Source organism: Arthrobacter sp. Y3223151 (assembly GCF_059091125.1).
Genome location: NZ_JBNHGI010000006.1, coordinates 17,827 through 32,647, shown reverse-complemented (window position 1 = coordinate 32,647; position 14,821 = coordinate 17,827). Strand labels below are relative to the sequence as shown.

Annotated in this window: 18 protein-coding genes; 17 read left to right on the top strand and 1 reads right to left on the bottom strand. The window is 69.8% G+C overall.

From position 1 onward, the window contains the following. Window positions 1-13: 13 nt before the first annotated feature. The 9 genes from pnuC (at window position 14) to hisF (ending at window position 6,369) form a co-directional block, all read left to right on the top strand. Window positions 14-724: a nicotinamide riboside transporter PnuC gene (gene pnuC / locus AC5RUP_RS10205; RefSeq protein WP_494155014.1), complete on the top strand. Its 711-nt coding sequence runs from the start codon at window positions 14-16 to the stop codon at window positions 722-724. Then, window positions 721-1,812 carry a bifunctional diaminohydroxyphosphoribosylaminopyrimidine deaminase/5-amino-6-(5-phosphoribosylamino)uracil reductase RibD gene (ribD, locus tag AC5RUP_RS10200; RefSeq protein WP_494158512.1) on the top strand — a complete coding sequence of 364 codons (1,092 nt, stop codon included), beginning with the start codon at window positions 721-723 and terminating at the stop codon, window positions 1,810-1,812. The genes pnuC and ribD overlap by 4 nt, the downstream gene beginning before the upstream one ends. Further along, on the top strand, window positions 1,813-2,439 hold the full coding sequence (locus tag AC5RUP_RS10195) for a riboflavin synthase (RefSeq protein ID WP_494067706.1): 627 nt from the start codon (window positions 1,813-1,815) through the stop codon (window positions 2,437-2,439). Beyond that, entirely contained in the window at window positions 2,436-3,110 is a 675-nt protein-coding gene (gene ribB, locus AC5RUP_RS10190; RefSeq protein ID WP_494067707.1) for a 3,4-dihydroxy-2-butanone-4-phosphate synthase, read from the top strand. Before AC5RUP_RS10195 ends, ribB begins: the two co-directional genes overlap by 4 nt. After that, complete coding sequence (gene ribA, locus AC5RUP_RS10185) at window positions 3,100-3,750, top strand: GTP cyclohydrolase II (RefSeq protein WP_494092681.1); 651 nt, start codon at window positions 3,100-3,102, stop codon at window positions 3,748-3,750. The genes ribB and ribA overlap by 11 nt, the downstream gene beginning before the upstream one ends. 61 nt (window positions 3,751-3,811) lie before the next feature. Next, window positions 3,812-4,297: a 6,7-dimethyl-8-ribityllumazine synthase gene (gene ribH, locus AC5RUP_RS10180; RefSeq protein ID WP_493999585.1), complete on the top strand. Its 486-nt coding sequence runs from the start codon at window positions 3,812-3,814 to the stop codon at window positions 4,295-4,297. Between the two features lie 78 nt (window positions 4,298-4,375). Next, window positions 4,376-4,639, top strand: coding sequence for a phosphoribosyl-ATP diphosphatase (locus tag AC5RUP_RS10175; protein ID WP_493977843.1), 264 nt, complete (start codon window positions 4,376-4,378; stop codon window positions 4,637-4,639). Between the two features lie 96 nt (window positions 4,640-4,735). After that, window positions 4,736-5,581, top strand: coding sequence for an ATP phosphoribosyltransferase (gene hisG, locus AC5RUP_RS10170; RefSeq protein ID WP_494154025.1), 846 nt, complete (start codon window positions 4,736-4,738; stop codon window positions 5,579-5,581). A gap of 17 nt (window positions 5,582-5,598) precedes the next feature. Next, on the top strand, window positions 5,599-6,369 hold the full coding sequence (gene hisF, locus AC5RUP_RS10165) for an imidazole glycerol phosphate synthase subunit HisF (protein ID WP_493999587.1): 771 nt from the start codon (window positions 5,599-5,601) through the stop codon (window positions 6,367-6,369). Window positions 6,370-6,395: 26 nt separating this feature from the next. Here the strand turns inward: hisF and AC5RUP_RS10160 are convergent, their stop codons facing one another. Continuing rightward, window positions 6,396-7,040: a TIGR03085 family metal-binding protein gene (locus tag AC5RUP_RS10160; protein ID WP_494067711.1), complete on the bottom strand. Its 645-nt coding sequence runs from the start codon at window positions 7,038-7,040 to the stop codon at window positions 6,396-6,398. Window positions 7,041-7,147: 107 nt separating this feature from the next. Here AC5RUP_RS10160 and hisI point away from each other — a divergent pair, with 107 nt between their 5' ends. From hisI to lgt, 8 genes are all read left to right on the top strand, one after another. Next, on the top strand, window positions 7,148-7,588 hold the full coding sequence (gene hisI / locus AC5RUP_RS10155) for a phosphoribosyl-AMP cyclohydrolase (protein ID WP_494154024.1): 441 nt from the start codon (window positions 7,148-7,150) through the stop codon (window positions 7,586-7,588). Window positions 7,589-7,642: 54 nt separating this feature from the next. Beyond that, a complete protein-coding gene (locus AC5RUP_RS10150) occupies window positions 7,643-9,214 on the top strand; it encodes an anthranilate synthase component I (protein ID WP_494154023.1) in 1,572 nt (523 codons plus the stop codon). Further along, complete coding sequence (locus tag AC5RUP_RS10145; RefSeq protein ID WP_494149268.1) at window positions 9,211-9,855, top strand: Trp biosynthesis-associated membrane protein; 645 nt, start codon at window positions 9,211-9,213, stop codon at window positions 9,853-9,855. Before AC5RUP_RS10150 ends, AC5RUP_RS10145 begins: the two co-directional genes overlap by 4 nt. Window positions 9,856-9,973: 118 nt before the next feature. Continuing rightward, window positions 9,974-10,255, top strand: a complete 282-nt coding sequence (locus AC5RUP_RS10140; protein ID WP_494067715.1) for an HGxxPAAW family protein — start codon at window positions 9,974-9,976, stop codon at window positions 10,253-10,255. Window positions 10,256-10,257: 2 nt separating this feature from the next. After that, complete coding sequence (gene trpC, locus AC5RUP_RS10135) at window positions 10,258-11,076, top strand: indole-3-glycerol phosphate synthase TrpC (RefSeq protein ID WP_494154022.1); 819 nt, start codon at window positions 10,258-10,260, stop codon at window positions 11,074-11,076. A 90-nt stretch (window positions 11,077-11,166) separates the two neighbouring features. Continuing rightward, window positions 11,167-12,495 (top strand): tryptophan synthase subunit beta, encoded by a 1,329-nt coding sequence (trpB, locus tag AC5RUP_RS10130; protein ID WP_494154021.1) that lies wholly within the window; start codon window positions 11,167-11,169, stop codon window positions 12,493-12,495. After that, window positions 12,492-13,295, top strand: a complete 804-nt coding sequence (gene trpA / locus AC5RUP_RS10125; protein ID WP_494158511.1) for a tryptophan synthase subunit alpha — start codon at window positions 12,492-12,494, stop codon at window positions 13,293-13,295. Before trpB ends, trpA begins: the two co-directional genes overlap by 4 nt. A 73-nt stretch (window positions 13,296-13,368) precedes the next feature. After that, window positions 13,369-14,622, top strand: a complete 1,254-nt coding sequence (gene lgt, locus AC5RUP_RS10120; protein WP_494158510.1) for a prolipoprotein diacylglyceryl transferase — start codon at window positions 13,369-13,371, stop codon at window positions 14,620-14,622. Window positions 14,623-14,821: the final 199 nt, after the last annotated feature.

Below are 14,821 nucleotides of genomic sequence, written 5' to 3'. Positions count from 1 at the left end.
CGAAAGGAACGGCATGGATTTTCTGCGGTGGCTCTTTGAAGCCCAGATTCCCGTAGCCGGCAGCGCTCTGCTGCTGCGCGAAGTTCTGGGCAACGTCTTCGGCCTGCTCAGCGCGCTCGGCGGGATGCGCCGGAAGGTGTGGGCCTGGCCCATCGGCATCATCGGCAACGTGTTGCTGCTGACCGTCTTCCTCGGCTCGCTCTTCGGCTCCGCCAATACCGCCAACCTCCTGGGCCAGGCGGGCCGCCAGGTCATGTTCATCGCCGTGGCCGTGTACGGCTGGCGGCGTTGGCGCTCCGCACGCAGCGGTGACGGCCACGCCATCACCCCGCAGTGGGCCGGCGGCAAGGCGCGCCTGGGCCTGGTCGCCGCACTGCTCCTGGGCACCGTCGCCCTGACCCCGATCTTCGCGGCCCTCGGCTCCTACGAACCGGTCTGGGCGGATGCCTGGACCTTCGTCGGTTCATTGCTGGCCACCTACGGCATGGCACGCGGCTGGGTTGAGTTCTGGCTGATCTGGGTGGCGGTCGACATTGTGGGCGTACCCCTGCTGTTCAGCGCCGGCTACTACGCCAGCGCCTTCATGTACCTCTTCTACGGCGGCTTCACGCTGGTTGGATTCTTCGTCTGGTGGCGGGCCAACGCACAGGCCAAGCCCGGGGTCGAAACTTTGCATCCCGATCCGCTGATCGGGCGCCCGGCCGACGAGCAGGTGCAGGCGTGACGGGTCAGGCGGCGGTTGGCGCGGCCCGCAATTTTTCGACGGCCGAGCAGCACGGCATGGAGCTTGCGCTGGACGCCGCCCGGCAGGGCGTCCGCGGAGCAAATCCACTCGTCGGCGCCGCCATCATCGACCCGCGGGGCGAGGTGCTCGGCGTCGGGTACCACCGGGGCGCGGGCACTCCCCACGCCGAAGTCGATGCGCTGGCCAACGTGCCCCGGGAACGCGCCGCAAACCTGGCGGACTGCACCATGCTGGTCACCCTGGAGCCGTGCAACCACCGCGGCCGCACCGCCCCCTGCTCCGGCGCCATCCTGGACGCGGGCGTTGGCTCGCTGGTCTACGCCACGGCCGACCCCACCGAGGCGGCCGCCGGCGGGGCGCGGCGGCTGGCCGAGGCCGGAGTCGCCGTGCGCACCGGGCTGCTGTCGGAGCAGGCGCTGGACCTGAACCATCGCTGGTTCGCCGCCCGGCGGGAAGCCCGGCCGTTCACCACGCTGCACGTCGCGCAGACGGTGGACGGGCTGATTGCCGCGGCAGACGGCACGAGCCAATGGATCACGGGGGAAGAGGCGCGGGCGGACAGCCACGGCATCCGCTCCCGCGCGGACGCCATCATCGCCGGCACCGGAACCATCGCGGCCGACAACCCGCGGCTCACCGCCCGCGACCGGGCGGGACGCGATACTCCCGGCCAGCCGCTGCGCGTGGTGATGGGGCGCCGGAAGGTCCCGGCCGACGCCGCCGTCCGCGGCACCGATGGCCGCTTCCTGCAACTGGCCACCCACGACCCGGCCGACGTCCTGGCCGAACTGGCACGGCGCGGCATCGGCCACGCCATGATCGAGGGCGGAGCGACCGTCGCCTCGGCTTTCCTGCGCGCCGACCTGGTGGACGAACTCGTGCTCTATCTGGCACCCCTGATGCTCGGCGCCGGCACCCGTGCGGTGGCCGACCTCGGCATCGGGACGCTGTCCGAGGCTGGACGCTGGCGTTGGGACACGGCCGGCGGCAGCACCCGAAACTTGGGCGCGGACCTGCGCCTGCACCTGGAACCCCTGCCGTCCCACGGCACTCAGAAAGGCAAATGAATGTTTACCGGAATCATCGCGGAACAAGGGCGCGTTGAATCGCTGGACCTGAGTCCGGCCACCGACAGCGCAGTGCTGACCTTCACCGCACCCGAAACGGCTGCCGGGCTCGGGCTCGGTGGGTCGATCGCCGTCAACGGCGTGTGCCTGACCGCAGTCGCGCTGGACGGCAGCCGGGTCAGCGTGGACGTGATGGGGGAGACCCTCACACGCACCACCACCGGATCGCTCCGGCCGGGTCAGCCGGTCAACCTGGAACGCTGCGTCCCGGCCGGCGGGCGGCTGGACGGACATGTGGTCCAGGGGCACGTGGACGGTGTTGGCACGCTGGCCGAACGCGAGGACCTGGGCGACTGGGAGCGGCTGCGCTTCACCGTTCCCGTGGAGCTGGCCCGCTACATCGCGGAGAAGGGCTCCATCGCCGTCGACGGCGTCTCGCTGACTGTCACGAACGTCAGCGATGCCGGTGCCGCGACGCAGTTCTTCGAAGTCGGCCTGATTCCCACCACGCTGGCCGACACCGGCCTGGGCGCGAAGCAGCCCGGCGACAGGGTCAACCTGGAGGTGGACGTGCTCGCCAAGTACGCCGAGCGGCTCCTGGCCTTCACCACCGGAGCCAGGGCATGAGCGCCGCGGTGGAGCCGCGGATCGCGCTCGACACCATCGAAGCCGCGGTGGCGGCCATCGCCGCCGGCCGCCCCGTCGTCGTCGTTGATGACGAAGACCGGGAAAACGAAGGCGACATCATCTTCGCCGCCGACGCCGCCACCCCCGAACTCATGGGCTGGACCATCCGCTATACTTCGGGCGTCATCTGCGTGCCGCTGCCGGCGGCACGGGCCGACGAACTGGGGCTGCCGCCCATGGTCGAAGTCAACCAGGATGCCAAGGGCACGGCCTACACGGTTTCCTGCGACGCGGCCGACGGCGTGACCACCGGCATCAGTTCCGCCGACCGTGCGCGCACCGCCGCGGTGCTCGCGGCGGCGGACAGCACTGCCGCCGACCTGACCCGGCCCGGGCACGTCTTCCCGCTGCGGGCGGTCGACGGCGGGGTGCTCGCACGGCGCGGACACACCGAAGCCGCCGTGGACCTGTGCCGGTTGGGCGGGCGTGCGCCGGTGGGCGTCATCGCGGAACTAGTGCACGATGAAGGGGACATGATGCGCCTGCCGGCGCTGCGGGCCTTTGCCGACGAGCACGGGTGCCCGCTGGTTTCGATCGAGGACCTCGCCAACCACCTGGCCGGAAACCCGGACACCGCCGGCCTGCCGAAGGCGGCGAACCATGGACGGTAAGGACATCCGCGAAAAGACTCCGGCCGCCACGGTCGAGGGCGGGCCCGCGGTCCAGTTGCCCACGGCCTTCGGCAGCTTCACCGCCCAGGCGTGGACCGATGCCGCCACCGGCGTGGAGCACCTGAGCATCACCTCGCAGGTCAGTCCGGCGGCCGAACCGCTGGTCCGGCTGCACTCCGAATGCCTGACCGGCGACGTGTTCGCCTCCTACCGCTGCGACTGCGGCGAGCAATTGGAGCAGGCGCTGGCCATGATCGGAGAGCACGGCGGGACGGTCCTGTACCTGCGCGGGCAGGAGGGCCGCGGCATCGGCCTGGCCAACAAGATGCGCGCCTATGCCCTGCAGGAAGCCGGCGCCGACACGGTGGAGGCCAACGAGCAGCTGGGCCTGCCCGTGGACTCGCGGGACTATTCCGCCGCCGCCGCCATCCTGCGGGCGATGGGCATCGGCGCCATCCGGCTGCTGAGCAACAACCCGGCCAAGAGCAGCATGCTGGCGGCGCTGGGCATCGAGGTGGTCGAAATGGTGGCCGCGGAAGTTCCCTTCCGGGAGCAGAACCGCCGCTACCTGGAGACCAAGCGGGACCGGATGGACCACCGCTTGGCCGTCCTGCAGACGACACCCGTGCAGCAGAGCTGACGCCTGTGCCCGGCACGGCAACCACAGTCAACCACCGACGAGAGTTTCACGAAGGAAGAACATGAGCGGACACGGAGCACCCACCATCGACATCACCGGCCTGCAGGCGGAGACCGGCGCGCTAAAGCTCGCCATCGTCGCCGCCAGTTGGCACACCGAGATCATGGACGGGCTGGTCGACGGCGCGCTGCGGGCGGCAACCGAGGCGGGGATCGGGGAGCCGGCCCTGGTCCGGGTGCCCGGGGCTTTCGAGCTGCCCGTCGCCGCCGCCCGGCTGGCACCGCACTATGACGCCGTGGTGGCGCTCGGCGTCGTAATCCGCGGCGGGACGCCGCACTTCGAGTACGTCTGCCAGGCCGCCACCGAGGGGCTGACCAGTGTCAGCGTGCAGACCGGCACGCCGGTGGGATTCGGGGTGCTTACCTGCGACACGGAGCAGCAAGGCCTGGACCGCGCCGGCCTGGCGGGCTCGAGCGAGGACAAGGGCCACGAAGCGGTGACCGCCGCCCTGGCGACCGCGGCCACGCTCCGGGGCCTCGGCGTCTAGAGGGGGTGGCGGAGGCATTCGTCACAATGGGAACGGCGGTTTGCCGCCCTCACGCGCTCCTGACGTAGGCTAAAGGGCGTGAAATCCTTCGAATCCCTGTTTGCGGAACTGAGCGAAAAGGCGCAGCAGCGTCCGGAGGGCTCCCGTACGGTAGCCGAGCTGGATTCCGGCATCCACGGAATCGGGAAGAAGGTCGTCGAAGAGGCCGCCGAAGTCTGGATGGCAGCCGAACACGAATCCGACGAAGCCGCCGCCGAGGAAATCTCCCAGCTCCTCTACCACCTGCAGGTCCTGATGATCGCCAAGGGCCTGCGGCTGGAAGACGTCTACAAGCATCTGTAGCGGGACGCCGCCAGTGCGCGGCGCCCCGCCCAGACCCAGGCCGATTCCACACTTGCGAGGCCCTGCTGCGGCCGAGACGATCCCAGAAAGACCCCCATGCTGCGTGTAGCTGTTCCCAACAAAGGTTCCCTGTCCGAAGCCGCCTCCGCCATGCTGGGCGAGGCCGGCTACCTCCAGCGCCGCGACAGCCGCGAACTGGTCATGACCGATGCCGACAACGACATTGAGTTCTTCTTCCTCCGCCCCCGCGACATCGCCGTCTACGTAGGCTCCGGCACCCTGGACGTCGGCATCACCGGCCGTGACCTGTTCCTGGACGCACAGGTCGAAGCCGTCGAGCTGATGAACCTCGGCTTCGCGGCGTCCACGTTCCGGTTCGCCGGCCCGCTCGGGGAGTTCACCAGCTCCGCGCAACTGAACGGCAAGCGCCTGGCCACCAGCTATGACGGGCTGCTGCGCAGCTACCTGGCCGAGCACGGGATCGACGCGTCCGTCGTCCGGCTGGACGGCGCGGTGGAGTCCTCCGTGCGCCTCGGCGTAGCCGACGCGATTGCCGACGTCGTGGAGACCGGCAACACGCTCCGGGCCGCCGGGATGGAAATCTTCGGGGAGCCCATCCTGAAGTCCGAGGCCGTGCTGATCGGCCGCGCGGGGGAGACCCCGCCCAACGGACTGGACGTGCTGATGCGCCGGCTGCGCGGCGTGATTGTTGCCCGCGAGTACGTCATGATGGACTACGACATCCGCAAGGACCTCGTGGACGCCGCCGCGGCGCTGACCCCGGGGCTGGAGTCACCGACCATCTCGCCGCTGCGCGATACCGGCTGGGTGGCCGTGCGCTCGATGGTCCGCCGCACGCAGACCAACCGCATCATGGACGAGCTCTACGATCTCGGCGCCCGGGCCATCCTGGTCAGCACCATCCACGCCTGCCGCATCTGACTGCCCCGGAGTAAGCCATGACTGTTGCCATCCGTGTGATCCCCTGCCTGGACGTCGACGCCGGACGCGTGGTCAAGGGCATTAATTTCGAAGGCCTGCGCGACGCCGGCGACCCGGTGGAACTGGCGCACCGGTACGACCGTGCCGGAGCCGACGAGCTGACCTTCCTGGACGTCACCGCCTCCTCCGGCAACCGCGAAACGACCTTCGACGTCGTGGCCCGCACCGCCGAGGAAGTCTTCATCCCGCTGACCGTGGGCGGCGGCGTGCGCGAGGTCGCCGACGTCGACAAACTGCTGCGCTTCGGGGCGGACAAGGCCGCCATCAACACCGCCGCGGTCGCCCGCCCCGATGTGATCGACGAGATCACCCGCCATTTCGGTTCCCAGGTGCTGGTGCTCTCGCTGGATGCACGCCGGACCGACGATCCCTCGGTGGCCTCCGGATTCGAAGTCACCACGCACGGCGGGCGCAAGGGCACGGGGATCGACGCGGTGCAGTGGGCACGCGAAGCGGCCGACCGGGGAGTGGGGGAGTTGCTGCTCAACTCCATCGACGCCGACGGGACCAAGGACGGTTTCGACCTGGAAATGATCCGGGCGGTACGGGCCGCGGTGAAGGTCCCGCTGATTGCTTCCGGCGGCGCCGGCAAGCCCGCGCATTTTCCGCCAGCCGTCGCCGCGGGGGCGGACGCGGTGCTGGCCGCCTCGGTCTTCCACTTCGGGCCCGACGACGCCATCGCGCAGGTCAAACAGGCGATCCGGGACGCCGGCTACCCGGTCCGCTGAGTCCGGGAGCCGGGGAAGCGGAAGTGTCAGAGGCCGATTTCGGCGCTGTCCAGCAGGGCCACGGCGTCGGCCTGGCCCTCGAAGGTGACCAGGGCATGCCTGGCCCGTCCGGAGGCATGCATCAGCAGTTCGCCCGGTTCTCCGACGATGGCCACCGAGACGGGTGCCCGCTTGGCCACGTGCCGCGGGCCGTCCGGACGCACCAGCACGATGCCCAGGTCCACTCCCCGGTAGAGCAAGGCCGCCCGCTTAATCAGGTCGCCCCACAGCGCCGCCGAATAATCCTCGTCCAGCGCCCGCGGCGCCCAGCGGTCGGTTGCCCGGCGGATGTCTTCGGTGTGGACGAAGAACTCCACCAGGTTGGCCACCGTGTCCACCGCCGGCACCCTGAACGGGGACCAGGCCGGCGGGCCGGCGCGGAAGGCCTCCACCAGCTTGGCGTAGCCTGCCGGTTCCCGGGCTGTGTCCGCCACCTTGCGGGTGGCCTCGTCCGAAACCCTCGCCAGCGGCTTAAAGGCCAGGCCGAGGGCGGCACCCACGCGGTGTTCACGGATGTACAGATGGGCCGCCAGTTCTGCGGTCGTCCACCCCTCACACAGGGTGGGTGAATCCGGCCCGGCAGCCAGCAAGGTCTCGGCCAGGACTTCACGGGACGGATTTACGTAATGCATCACCTTGAACCTAGCACGAAGAAGGCGCCTGCGGGCCGAGAAATGTGTACGTGCGCCCGTGCAGCCGCGGGCGGGAGCGTTCGGGACTTGGCACTAGACTTGTAGGGATGCCTTCCGAGTCTGATTCCCCCGCAACAGTGCCGTCCGCCGCCGGCGCAACGGCCCTCGACCCAGCCGTCGCCGACCGGCTCAAGCGCGACTCCGCCGGCCTGGTCGCCGCGATCGTCCAGCAGTTCGATTCCGGTGAGGTGCTGATGCTGGGCTGGATGGACGACGAGGCGCTGCACCGCACCTTGACCAGCGGCCGCGTGACCTTCTACTCGCGCTCGCGCCGGGAGTACTGGCGCAAGGGCGACACCTCCGGCCACGTGCAGTTCGTCAAGTCGGTGGCCCTGGACTGCGACGGCGACGCCCTGCTGGTCCAGGTAGACCAGGTCGGCGCCGCCTGCCACACCGGCACCCGCACCTGCTTTGACGGCCGGGGCCTCGACGCCGTCGCCGGCCACGGCGGCGAACCGGACGGCAGCCCGGGAGCGTCCGGCACCTGAACGGGCCCCATGACCACCGCAGTATCAGCCACTGAAGCGAAAGACAGATAACGCATGCAGGACCTTGGCGTCATCAGCCCCAGCCTGGAGGAATTCCGCGCGCTTGCCCGCGACCGCAGGGTCATCCCGGTCTCCATCAAGGTGCTCGCCGATGACCAGACTCCCATTTCCATCTACCGCAGGCTGGCCGATTCCCGGCCGGGAACCTTCCTGTTGGAGTCGGCCGCCGTCGGCGGAGTCTGGTCCCGCTATTCCTTCATCGGTGCCAACTCTCGGGCCACGCTGACGACCAGGGACGGGCAGGCGCACTGGCTGGGGGAGCCGCCGGTGGGCGTGCCGCGCACCGGGAACCCGGTGGAGGCGCTGCGCGCCACCGTGGAGGCGCTGCGGACCGAACGGTTCGACTCGCTCCCGCCGCTGACATCCGGGCTGGTGGGATTCGTCGGCTGGGAGGCCGTGCGGCACTGGGAGAAGCTGACGTCCCCGCCCGAAGACGACCTGAACCTGCCCGAACTGGCCATGAACCTGGTCACCGACCTGGCCGTGCACGACAACGCCGAAGGCACGGTCACGCTGATCGCCAACGCCATTAACTTCGACAACCGCGACGAGCGCGTGGACGAGGCATGGCTGGACGCCGTTAAACGCGCCAAGCACCTGCTGGCGCAGCTCGCTGAACCGCTCGCCCAGCAGGTGTCGGTGCTGGAAGACGCCGCCCTGGAAACCGCTGACCTGATGAACAGCGTGACCCACCGCTGGGCCCGGGAGAAGTATTTGGCGGCCGTCGACCGCGGCAAGGAAGCCATCGTCGACGGCGAAGTGTTCCAGGTGGTGATCTCCCGCCGGTTCGAGGCCGAATGTTCGGCCGAAGCCCTCGACGTCTACCGCGTGCTGCGGAACCTGAACCCCAGCCCCTACATGTACCTGTTCAGCCTCGAAGACGCCGACGGCGTGGGCTACTCGATCGTGGGATCCTCCCCGGAGGCGCTGGTCACCCTGACCGGCGACGAGGTCATCACCCACCCGATCGCCGGATCCAGGCCCCGCGGGCACAGCGTCGAGCATGACAAGGAACTGGCGGAGGAGCTGCTGGCCGACCAAAAGGAACGCGCGGAGCACCTGATGCTCGTGGACCTGGCCCGCAACGACATCTCCAAGGTCTGCACGCCCGGCAGCGTCGACGTCACGCAGTTCATGGAGGTGGAGAAATTCAGCCACATCATGCATCTGGTCTCCACCGTGGTCGGCCGGCTGTCGCCGGACAAGACAGCCTACGACGTACTGGCCGCGACGTTCCCGGCGGGCACGCTCTCCGGCGCGCCCAAGCCCCGCGCCCTGAGGCTGTTGGACGAACTGGAACCGCACCGCCGCGGCATCTACGGCGGCGTCGTCGGCTACCTGGACTTTGCCGGGGACATGGATATGGCCATCGCCATCCGCTCGGCGCTGCTGCGCGGCGGCGTCGCCTACGTCCAGTCCGGCGGCGGGATCGTGGCCGACTCCCAGCCGGAGGCAGAGGCGCTGGAGACGGTAAACAAGGCGGCGGCGCCGCTGCGGGCAGTGACCCTGGCGGCGCGGCTCCACCCGGTCAATCCGGCACACGTACCAGTCAGGGGGCAGCAATGAGCGAAGAGAACACCTCCCCGGCCCCGGACGCGGCACCGGCGCCACGGCCAGCCGCCGCGCGTTGGCGGCGCAAGGGCACCGTGGTGCTCGCCGCCGTCGTGATATCGCTGGCCGCCTTTGGCACCACGACGCAAACCTGGCTCACGGCCCGATTCCCGGGGACCCGGGTACAGACCCCCGACGTGAGCGTGCCCGGCAGCGACGCCGCTACCGCGGTGACGGCCCTGGCGCTGGTGGCACTGGCCGCCGCCTTGGCCGCTTCCATCGCCGGCCGCATCGCCCGCATCGTGATCGCCGTGCTGCTGGCGGCGGCCGGCATCGGCATCTCCGCCGCCAGCATCACGGTGATCGCCAATCCGGCGGGGGCCGCTTCGGCTGCCATCGGGGAGGCGACCGGGCAGATCGGGGGAGAGGCCGCCGTCGGCATCACGGTCTTCCCTTACCTGGGCGCCGCCGCCGGCGTCCTGCTGTTGCTGACGGCCGTCTGGCTGCTGGCGGCCGGGCGTTCCTGGGCCGCCTCGAAGAAGTACGTGCCGGCAACCGAGCGGCAGGCCGACGGTATGCCGTCCGACCGGGCCGGCAGCGTGGATGAAATCGACAGCTGGGACCAGCTCAGCCGGGGCAACGACCCGACCGACTGAACCGCGACCGCGCGGCACCGGGCAGCGGGGCCGCCGGCGGCCGTGTCACACTGGCCTGCCGGGCCCGCAAACAATGGCAGAATGAAGTAGCAGAACCGTTTTTAGAGGGAGATACACCATGGGCAATCAGGCCACCGCCACCGAAACCGCGATGAAGACGGATCCGGCAGGCAGCATCCACGACGAGGTCATCGGCCACGGCAACAGCCCCGCCGCCTGGACCTGCGTGCTCATCATGATCTTGGGCTCCATCGTGGGAGGCATCGGCTTCGCCATGGCCTCGTCCCCGGTCTTCTGGGCCGGCATGGCAATCATGCTGATCGGCCTGATCGTCGGCTGGATCATGAAGAAGGTCGGCTACGGCGTGGACGGCAGCAAGATCCAGGGCAGCGGACACTGAACGTGACCGTTCTCGACGACATCATCGTTGGAGTCCGCGAAGACCTCGAGTCCCGGCGCGCCCAGGTTCCGTTGGCGCAGATCCAGCGGCTGGCCGCGGCCGCGCCGGCTCCGCGTGATGCTTACGCGGCCCTGGGCGGCAACGATTCGCCGCGAACCGCGCTCAAGGTGATCGCCGAGGTCAAGCGCAAGAGCCCCTCCAAGGGCGACCTGGCGTCCATCGCCGATCCGGCCCAACTGGCCGCCGGTTACGAACGCGGCGGTGCCGCCGTGATCAGCGTGTTGACGGAGCAGCGCCGGTTCAACGGCTCGCTTGCCGACTTCGACGCGGTGCGCGCCGCCGTGGACGTCCCGCTGCTGCGCAAGGACTTCAACGTCGACGAATACCAGATCTTCGAGGCACGCGCCCACGGCGCCGACCTGGTGCTGCTGATCGTCGCCGCACTGGACGACGAGCGGCTGAAGGCCCTGCTGGCGCTGACCCGTGAACTGGGCATGGAGGCCTTGGTCGAGACGCATACCGCCGACGAAATCGACCGCGCCGTCGCCGTGGACGCACGCATCATCGGCGTGAACGTCCGCAACCTGAAGACCTTGGACGTAGACCGCTCGGTTTTCGCCGGATTGGCGGGCCGCATCCCCTCCGGCGCCGTGGTGGTGGCCGAATCCGGAGTCCGCGGAGTGGACGACGTGCGCGACTACGCCACGCAGGGCGCCGACGCCGTCCTGGTGGGCGAGGCGCTGGTCATCACGGGCGACCCGGAAGCCGCCGTGGCCGAATTCGGCGCGGCGGGCGCCGAGGCCATTGCCGCGCGCGGCTGAACCCGCGCGCCACACAACTTAAGAATCCCCAGGGGCAGGCAGGGCCGGTTGCGGCTGGCCGTCCTGCCTCCAGCAACAGACAGGACGGCCATGACGCAGAGCCCCGACACCCCGGTGGAGCCCGGAAACACCCAGGAACCGGCCGATGCCTTCCTGGCCGGCGGCAGCCTCCGCCATGCCCCCGGCCCCTATTTCGGTGCCTTCGGCGGGCGCTGGATGCCGGAATCCCTGATTGCTGCGCTGGACGAGCTGGAAGACACCTTCGAAAAGGCCAAGGCTGATCCGGAGTTCATTGCCCAGGTCACCGAGCTGAACAAGAACTATTCGGGCCGGCCGTCGCTGCTGACCGAAGCCAAGCGCTTCTCCCGGCATGCCGGCGGCGCCCGGATCTTCCTCAAGCGCGAGGACCTAAACCATACCGGCTCCCATAAGATCAACAACGTGCTGGGCCAGGCCCTGCTGGCCCAGCGGATGGGCAAGACACGCATCATTGCGGAAACCGGTGCCGGCCAGCACGGCGTGGCCAGTGCCACCGCCGCCGCGCTGCTCGGCATGGAGTGCGTGGTCTACATGGGTGCCGAAGACACCCGCCGGCAGGCCCTGAACGTGGCCCGGATGGAGCTGCTCGGAGCCACCGTGGTGCCCGTCACCGCCGGGTCGCAGACGCTCAAGGACGCCATCAACGAGGCCCTGCGCGACTGGGTGGCCAATGTGCACAACACCCACTACCTGCTGGGCACCGCCGCCGGCGCCCACCCCTTCCCGGCGCTCGTCCGCTATTTCCACGAAGTCATCGGCGAGGAAGCCCGCGCGCAGATCCTGGACCAGACCGGCCGGCTGCCGGACGCCGTCTGCGCCTGCATCGGGGGCGGCTCCAACGCCATCGGCATCTTCCACGGCTTCCTCGACGACCGGAACGTCGCGCTGTACGGCTTTGAAGCCGGCGGCGACGGCGTCGACACCGGCCGCCACGCCGCAACCATCACGCTGGGCCGGCCCGGCGTGCTGCACGGCGCGCGCTCCTACCTCATGCAGGACGAGGACGGCCAGACCATCGAGTCGCATTCGATCTCGGCCGGACTGGACTATCCCGGCGTCGGCCCGGAGCATTCCTACCTGTCGGACATCGGCCGGGCCACTTACGAGCCCGTCACCGACAGCGAGGCGATGGACGCTTTCCGGCTGCTGTGCCGCACCGAGGGCATCATCCCGGCGATCGAGTCGTCGCACGCCCTGGCCGGGGCGCTGCGGGTGGGCAAGCGCCTGACCGAGGGCAAGGACCATCCGCAGGACGTTATCATCGTCGTGAATCTTTCCGGCCGGGGCGACAAGGACGTCGCCACCGCGGCGGAGTGGTTCGGCCTGCTGCCGGACGAATCGCCCGAGGCCGAAATCGGCTCCGAAGGAGAGCAGCTGTGAACAATACCGCCATCGCCAGCAAATCGGCCGCGGCCATCGACCGGGCCCGGGCCGACGGCCGGACCGCCCTGATCGGCTATCTGCCCGCCGGCTACCCGGACGTCCAGACCACCATCGACGCCGCCGTCGCGCTGGCGGAGAACGGCGTCGACGTCATTGAGATCGGCATCCCGTACTCCGACCCGGTGATGGACGGCGCCGTCATCCAGGCCGCCACCGTGCAGGCGCTGAAGGACGGCTTCCGGGTCAGCCAGGTGTTCGACATCGTCGCCGGCATCACCGCCCGCTGCGACGCCGCCGTGCTGGTGATGACGTACTGGAATCCGGTCCTGCGGATGGGCGTCGACGAGTTCTCCCGGCGGCTGGCCGAGGCCGGCGGCGCCGGGCTGATCACCCCGGACCTGATCCCGGACGAGGCGGCCGAATGGTTCGAGGCTTCGGACAAGTACGGGCTGGACCGCGTGTTCCTGGTCGCCCCGTCGTCCTCCCCGGAGCGGATGGCGATGACGGTCAAGGCCAGCCGCGGTTTTGTCTACGCGGTGTCGATCATGGGCGTCACCGGCGCCCGCGAGAGCGTTTCCGGCGCCGCCGAGCGCGTGGTCCGGTCGGCGCACGAGGCCGGAGCCGAACGGGTCTGCGTCGGCCTGGGCGTCTCCAGTCCCGAGCACGTGCGCGAAATCGGCGCGTATGCCGAGGGCGCCATCGTGGGCACCGCGCTGGTGGCCGAACTCGGCAACGCCGGCGTGCCGGCACTGGGCAAGCTCGCGGCGCGGCTGAGCGAAGGCACAGCCCGGGCCTGACAGAATAACCGGTGGCCGGCGGTTTGCCGCGGGCCGCGCCCGACCCGCAACTCCGGCCAAGAGGACTCAACTGGTGTACAGCACGACTATTGCAACGGCCGTACCGGCCTCCATCCCCAGCCCCGGCTGGTCCGGATTCAGCATCGGCCCGCTCACCATCCATGCCTATGCCCTGTGCATCCTGCTGGGCATCGTTGCGGCCATCTGGCTCACCCACCGCCGTTGGAAGGCCCGCGGCGGGCCGGAGGAGTTCATCTGGGACGTGGCCATCTGGGCCATCCCGTTCGGCATCGTCGGCGGCCGGCTCTACCACGTGTTCTCCTCGCCCGACGCCTACTTCGGGCCGAACGGCGACCTGAGCCTGATCCCGCAGATCTGGCGCGGCGGGCTGGGGATCTGGGGCGCCGTGGCACTGGGCCTGGTCGGTGCCTGGATCGGCTGCCGCCGGGCCGGCTTCAAGCTGCCGGCCTTCATGGACGCCGCCGCGCCCGGGGTGCTGCTGGCACAGGCGATCGGCCGCTGGGGCAACTGGTTCAACCAGGAACTCTTCGGCGCCCCCACCACGCTGCCCTGGGGGCTGGAGATCGACGCCGACAACCCCAACTTCCCGGCCGACGCGGAACCGGGCACGCTGTTCCACCCCACCTTCCTCTACGAGTCGCTGTGGAACCTGGCGGGCGTGGCCCTGCTGCTGCTCCTGGACCGGCGCTTCAAGTTCCGCCGCGGCATGCTGTTCTGGCTGTACGTCGCGTTCTACACCCTCGGCCGGGTCTGGATCGAAATGCTGCGCATCGACGACGCCGAAATGATCACGATCTTCGGCATCACCCAGCGGCTGAACGTCTGGACGTCGCTGCTGCTGCTGGTCGCTGCCGTCGTGATCTTCATCGTGCTGGCGCGCCGTCCGCGGACCGCGGAGACCGACTCCCTGTACCTGCCGGGCCGCGAGCCCTCGGCAGTCGCGGCGGGGGCCGAATCCGGGCAGGCCGCGGCCCGGCAGGAGAACGCTTCCAAGCACGACGGCGGACCCCGCGCCGGCCGGGCAGGATCCTCCGTGATCGCGGGGGAGAAGGCCAAAACCGCTGCCGGGACGCCCGAGGCGAAGGCCGGGGAGCCTGCCGCGGACGAGGCTCCCGCAGCCGAGGACGGCACCAAGCCCGCGGATGCGGCCAAGCCCGCAGCCAGCCCCGCCGATGCTGCCAAACCCGACGCCGCCAAGCCCGCGGATGCGGCCAAGCCCGCCGACGCCGCCAAGCCGGCCGACGCCGCCGATGCCGCGGCCGGGAACGACCCGCTCAGGGCCGACAACAACCGCAGCCAGAACTAGTTTTCCCCGCGCAGCCGCCGGAACGCAGCAATCTGACGTTCCGGCGGCTTCGTGCGCTCCGGGCTGCCGTCGGCAATCCGGAAAGCGGTCGGTAAAAAACCGGAAAAGCCTGTGTTGCGGGGTGCCCGCCGTGCTATCGTCGCTCTACCGCAGAACAGACTCGATCCGCGGCCGGCCCGCCCTCATAGGCGGTCCGAAC

Bases quoted from the DNA above. Each gene is read 5' to 3' on its own strand.
- pnuC (WP_494155014.1), top strand. From the start codon at position 14: ATGGATTTTCTGCGGTGGCTCTTTGAAGCCCAGATTCCCGTAGCCGGC.
- AC5RUP_RS10195 (WP_494067706.1), top strand. From the start codon at position 1,813: ATGTTTACCGGAATCATCGCGGAACAAGGGCGCGTTGAATCGCTGGAC.
- ribB (WP_494067707.1), top strand. From the start codon at position 2,436: ATGAGCGCCGCGGTGGAGCCGCGGATCGCGCTCGACACCATCGAAGCC.
- ribA (WP_494092681.1), top strand. From the start codon at position 3,100: ATGGACGGTAAGGACATCCGCGAAAAGACTCCGGCCGCCACGGTCGAG.
- ribH (WP_493999585.1), top strand. From the start codon at position 3,812: ATGAGCGGACACGGAGCACCCACCATCGACATCACCGGCCTGCAGGCG.
- hisG (WP_494154025.1), top strand. From the start codon at position 4,736: ATGCTGCGTGTAGCTGTTCCCAACAAAGGTTCCCTGTCCGAAGCCGCC.
- hisF (WP_493999587.1), top strand. From the start codon at position 5,599: ATGACTGTTGCCATCCGTGTGATCCCCTGCCTGGACGTCGACGCCGGA.
- AC5RUP_RS10160 (WP_494067711.1), bottom strand. From the start codon at position 7,040: ATGCATTACGTAAATCCGTCCCGTGAAGTCCTGGCCGAGACCTTGCTG.
- hisI (WP_494154024.1), top strand. From the start codon at position 7,148: ATGCCTTCCGAGTCTGATTCCCCCGCAACAGTGCCGTCCGCCGCCGGC.
- AC5RUP_RS10150 (WP_494154023.1), top strand. From the start codon at position 7,643: ATGCAGGACCTTGGCGTCATCAGCCCCAGCCTGGAGGAATTCCGCGCG.
- AC5RUP_RS10145 (WP_494149268.1), top strand. From the start codon at position 9,211: ATGAGCGAAGAGAACACCTCCCCGGCCCCGGACGCGGCACCGGCGCCA.
- AC5RUP_RS10140 (WP_494067715.1), top strand. From the start codon at position 9,974: ATGGGCAATCAGGCCACCGCCACCGAAACCGCGATGAAGACGGATCCG.
- trpB (WP_494154021.1), top strand. From the start codon at position 11,167: ATGACGCAGAGCCCCGACACCCCGGTGGAGCCCGGAAACACCCAGGAA.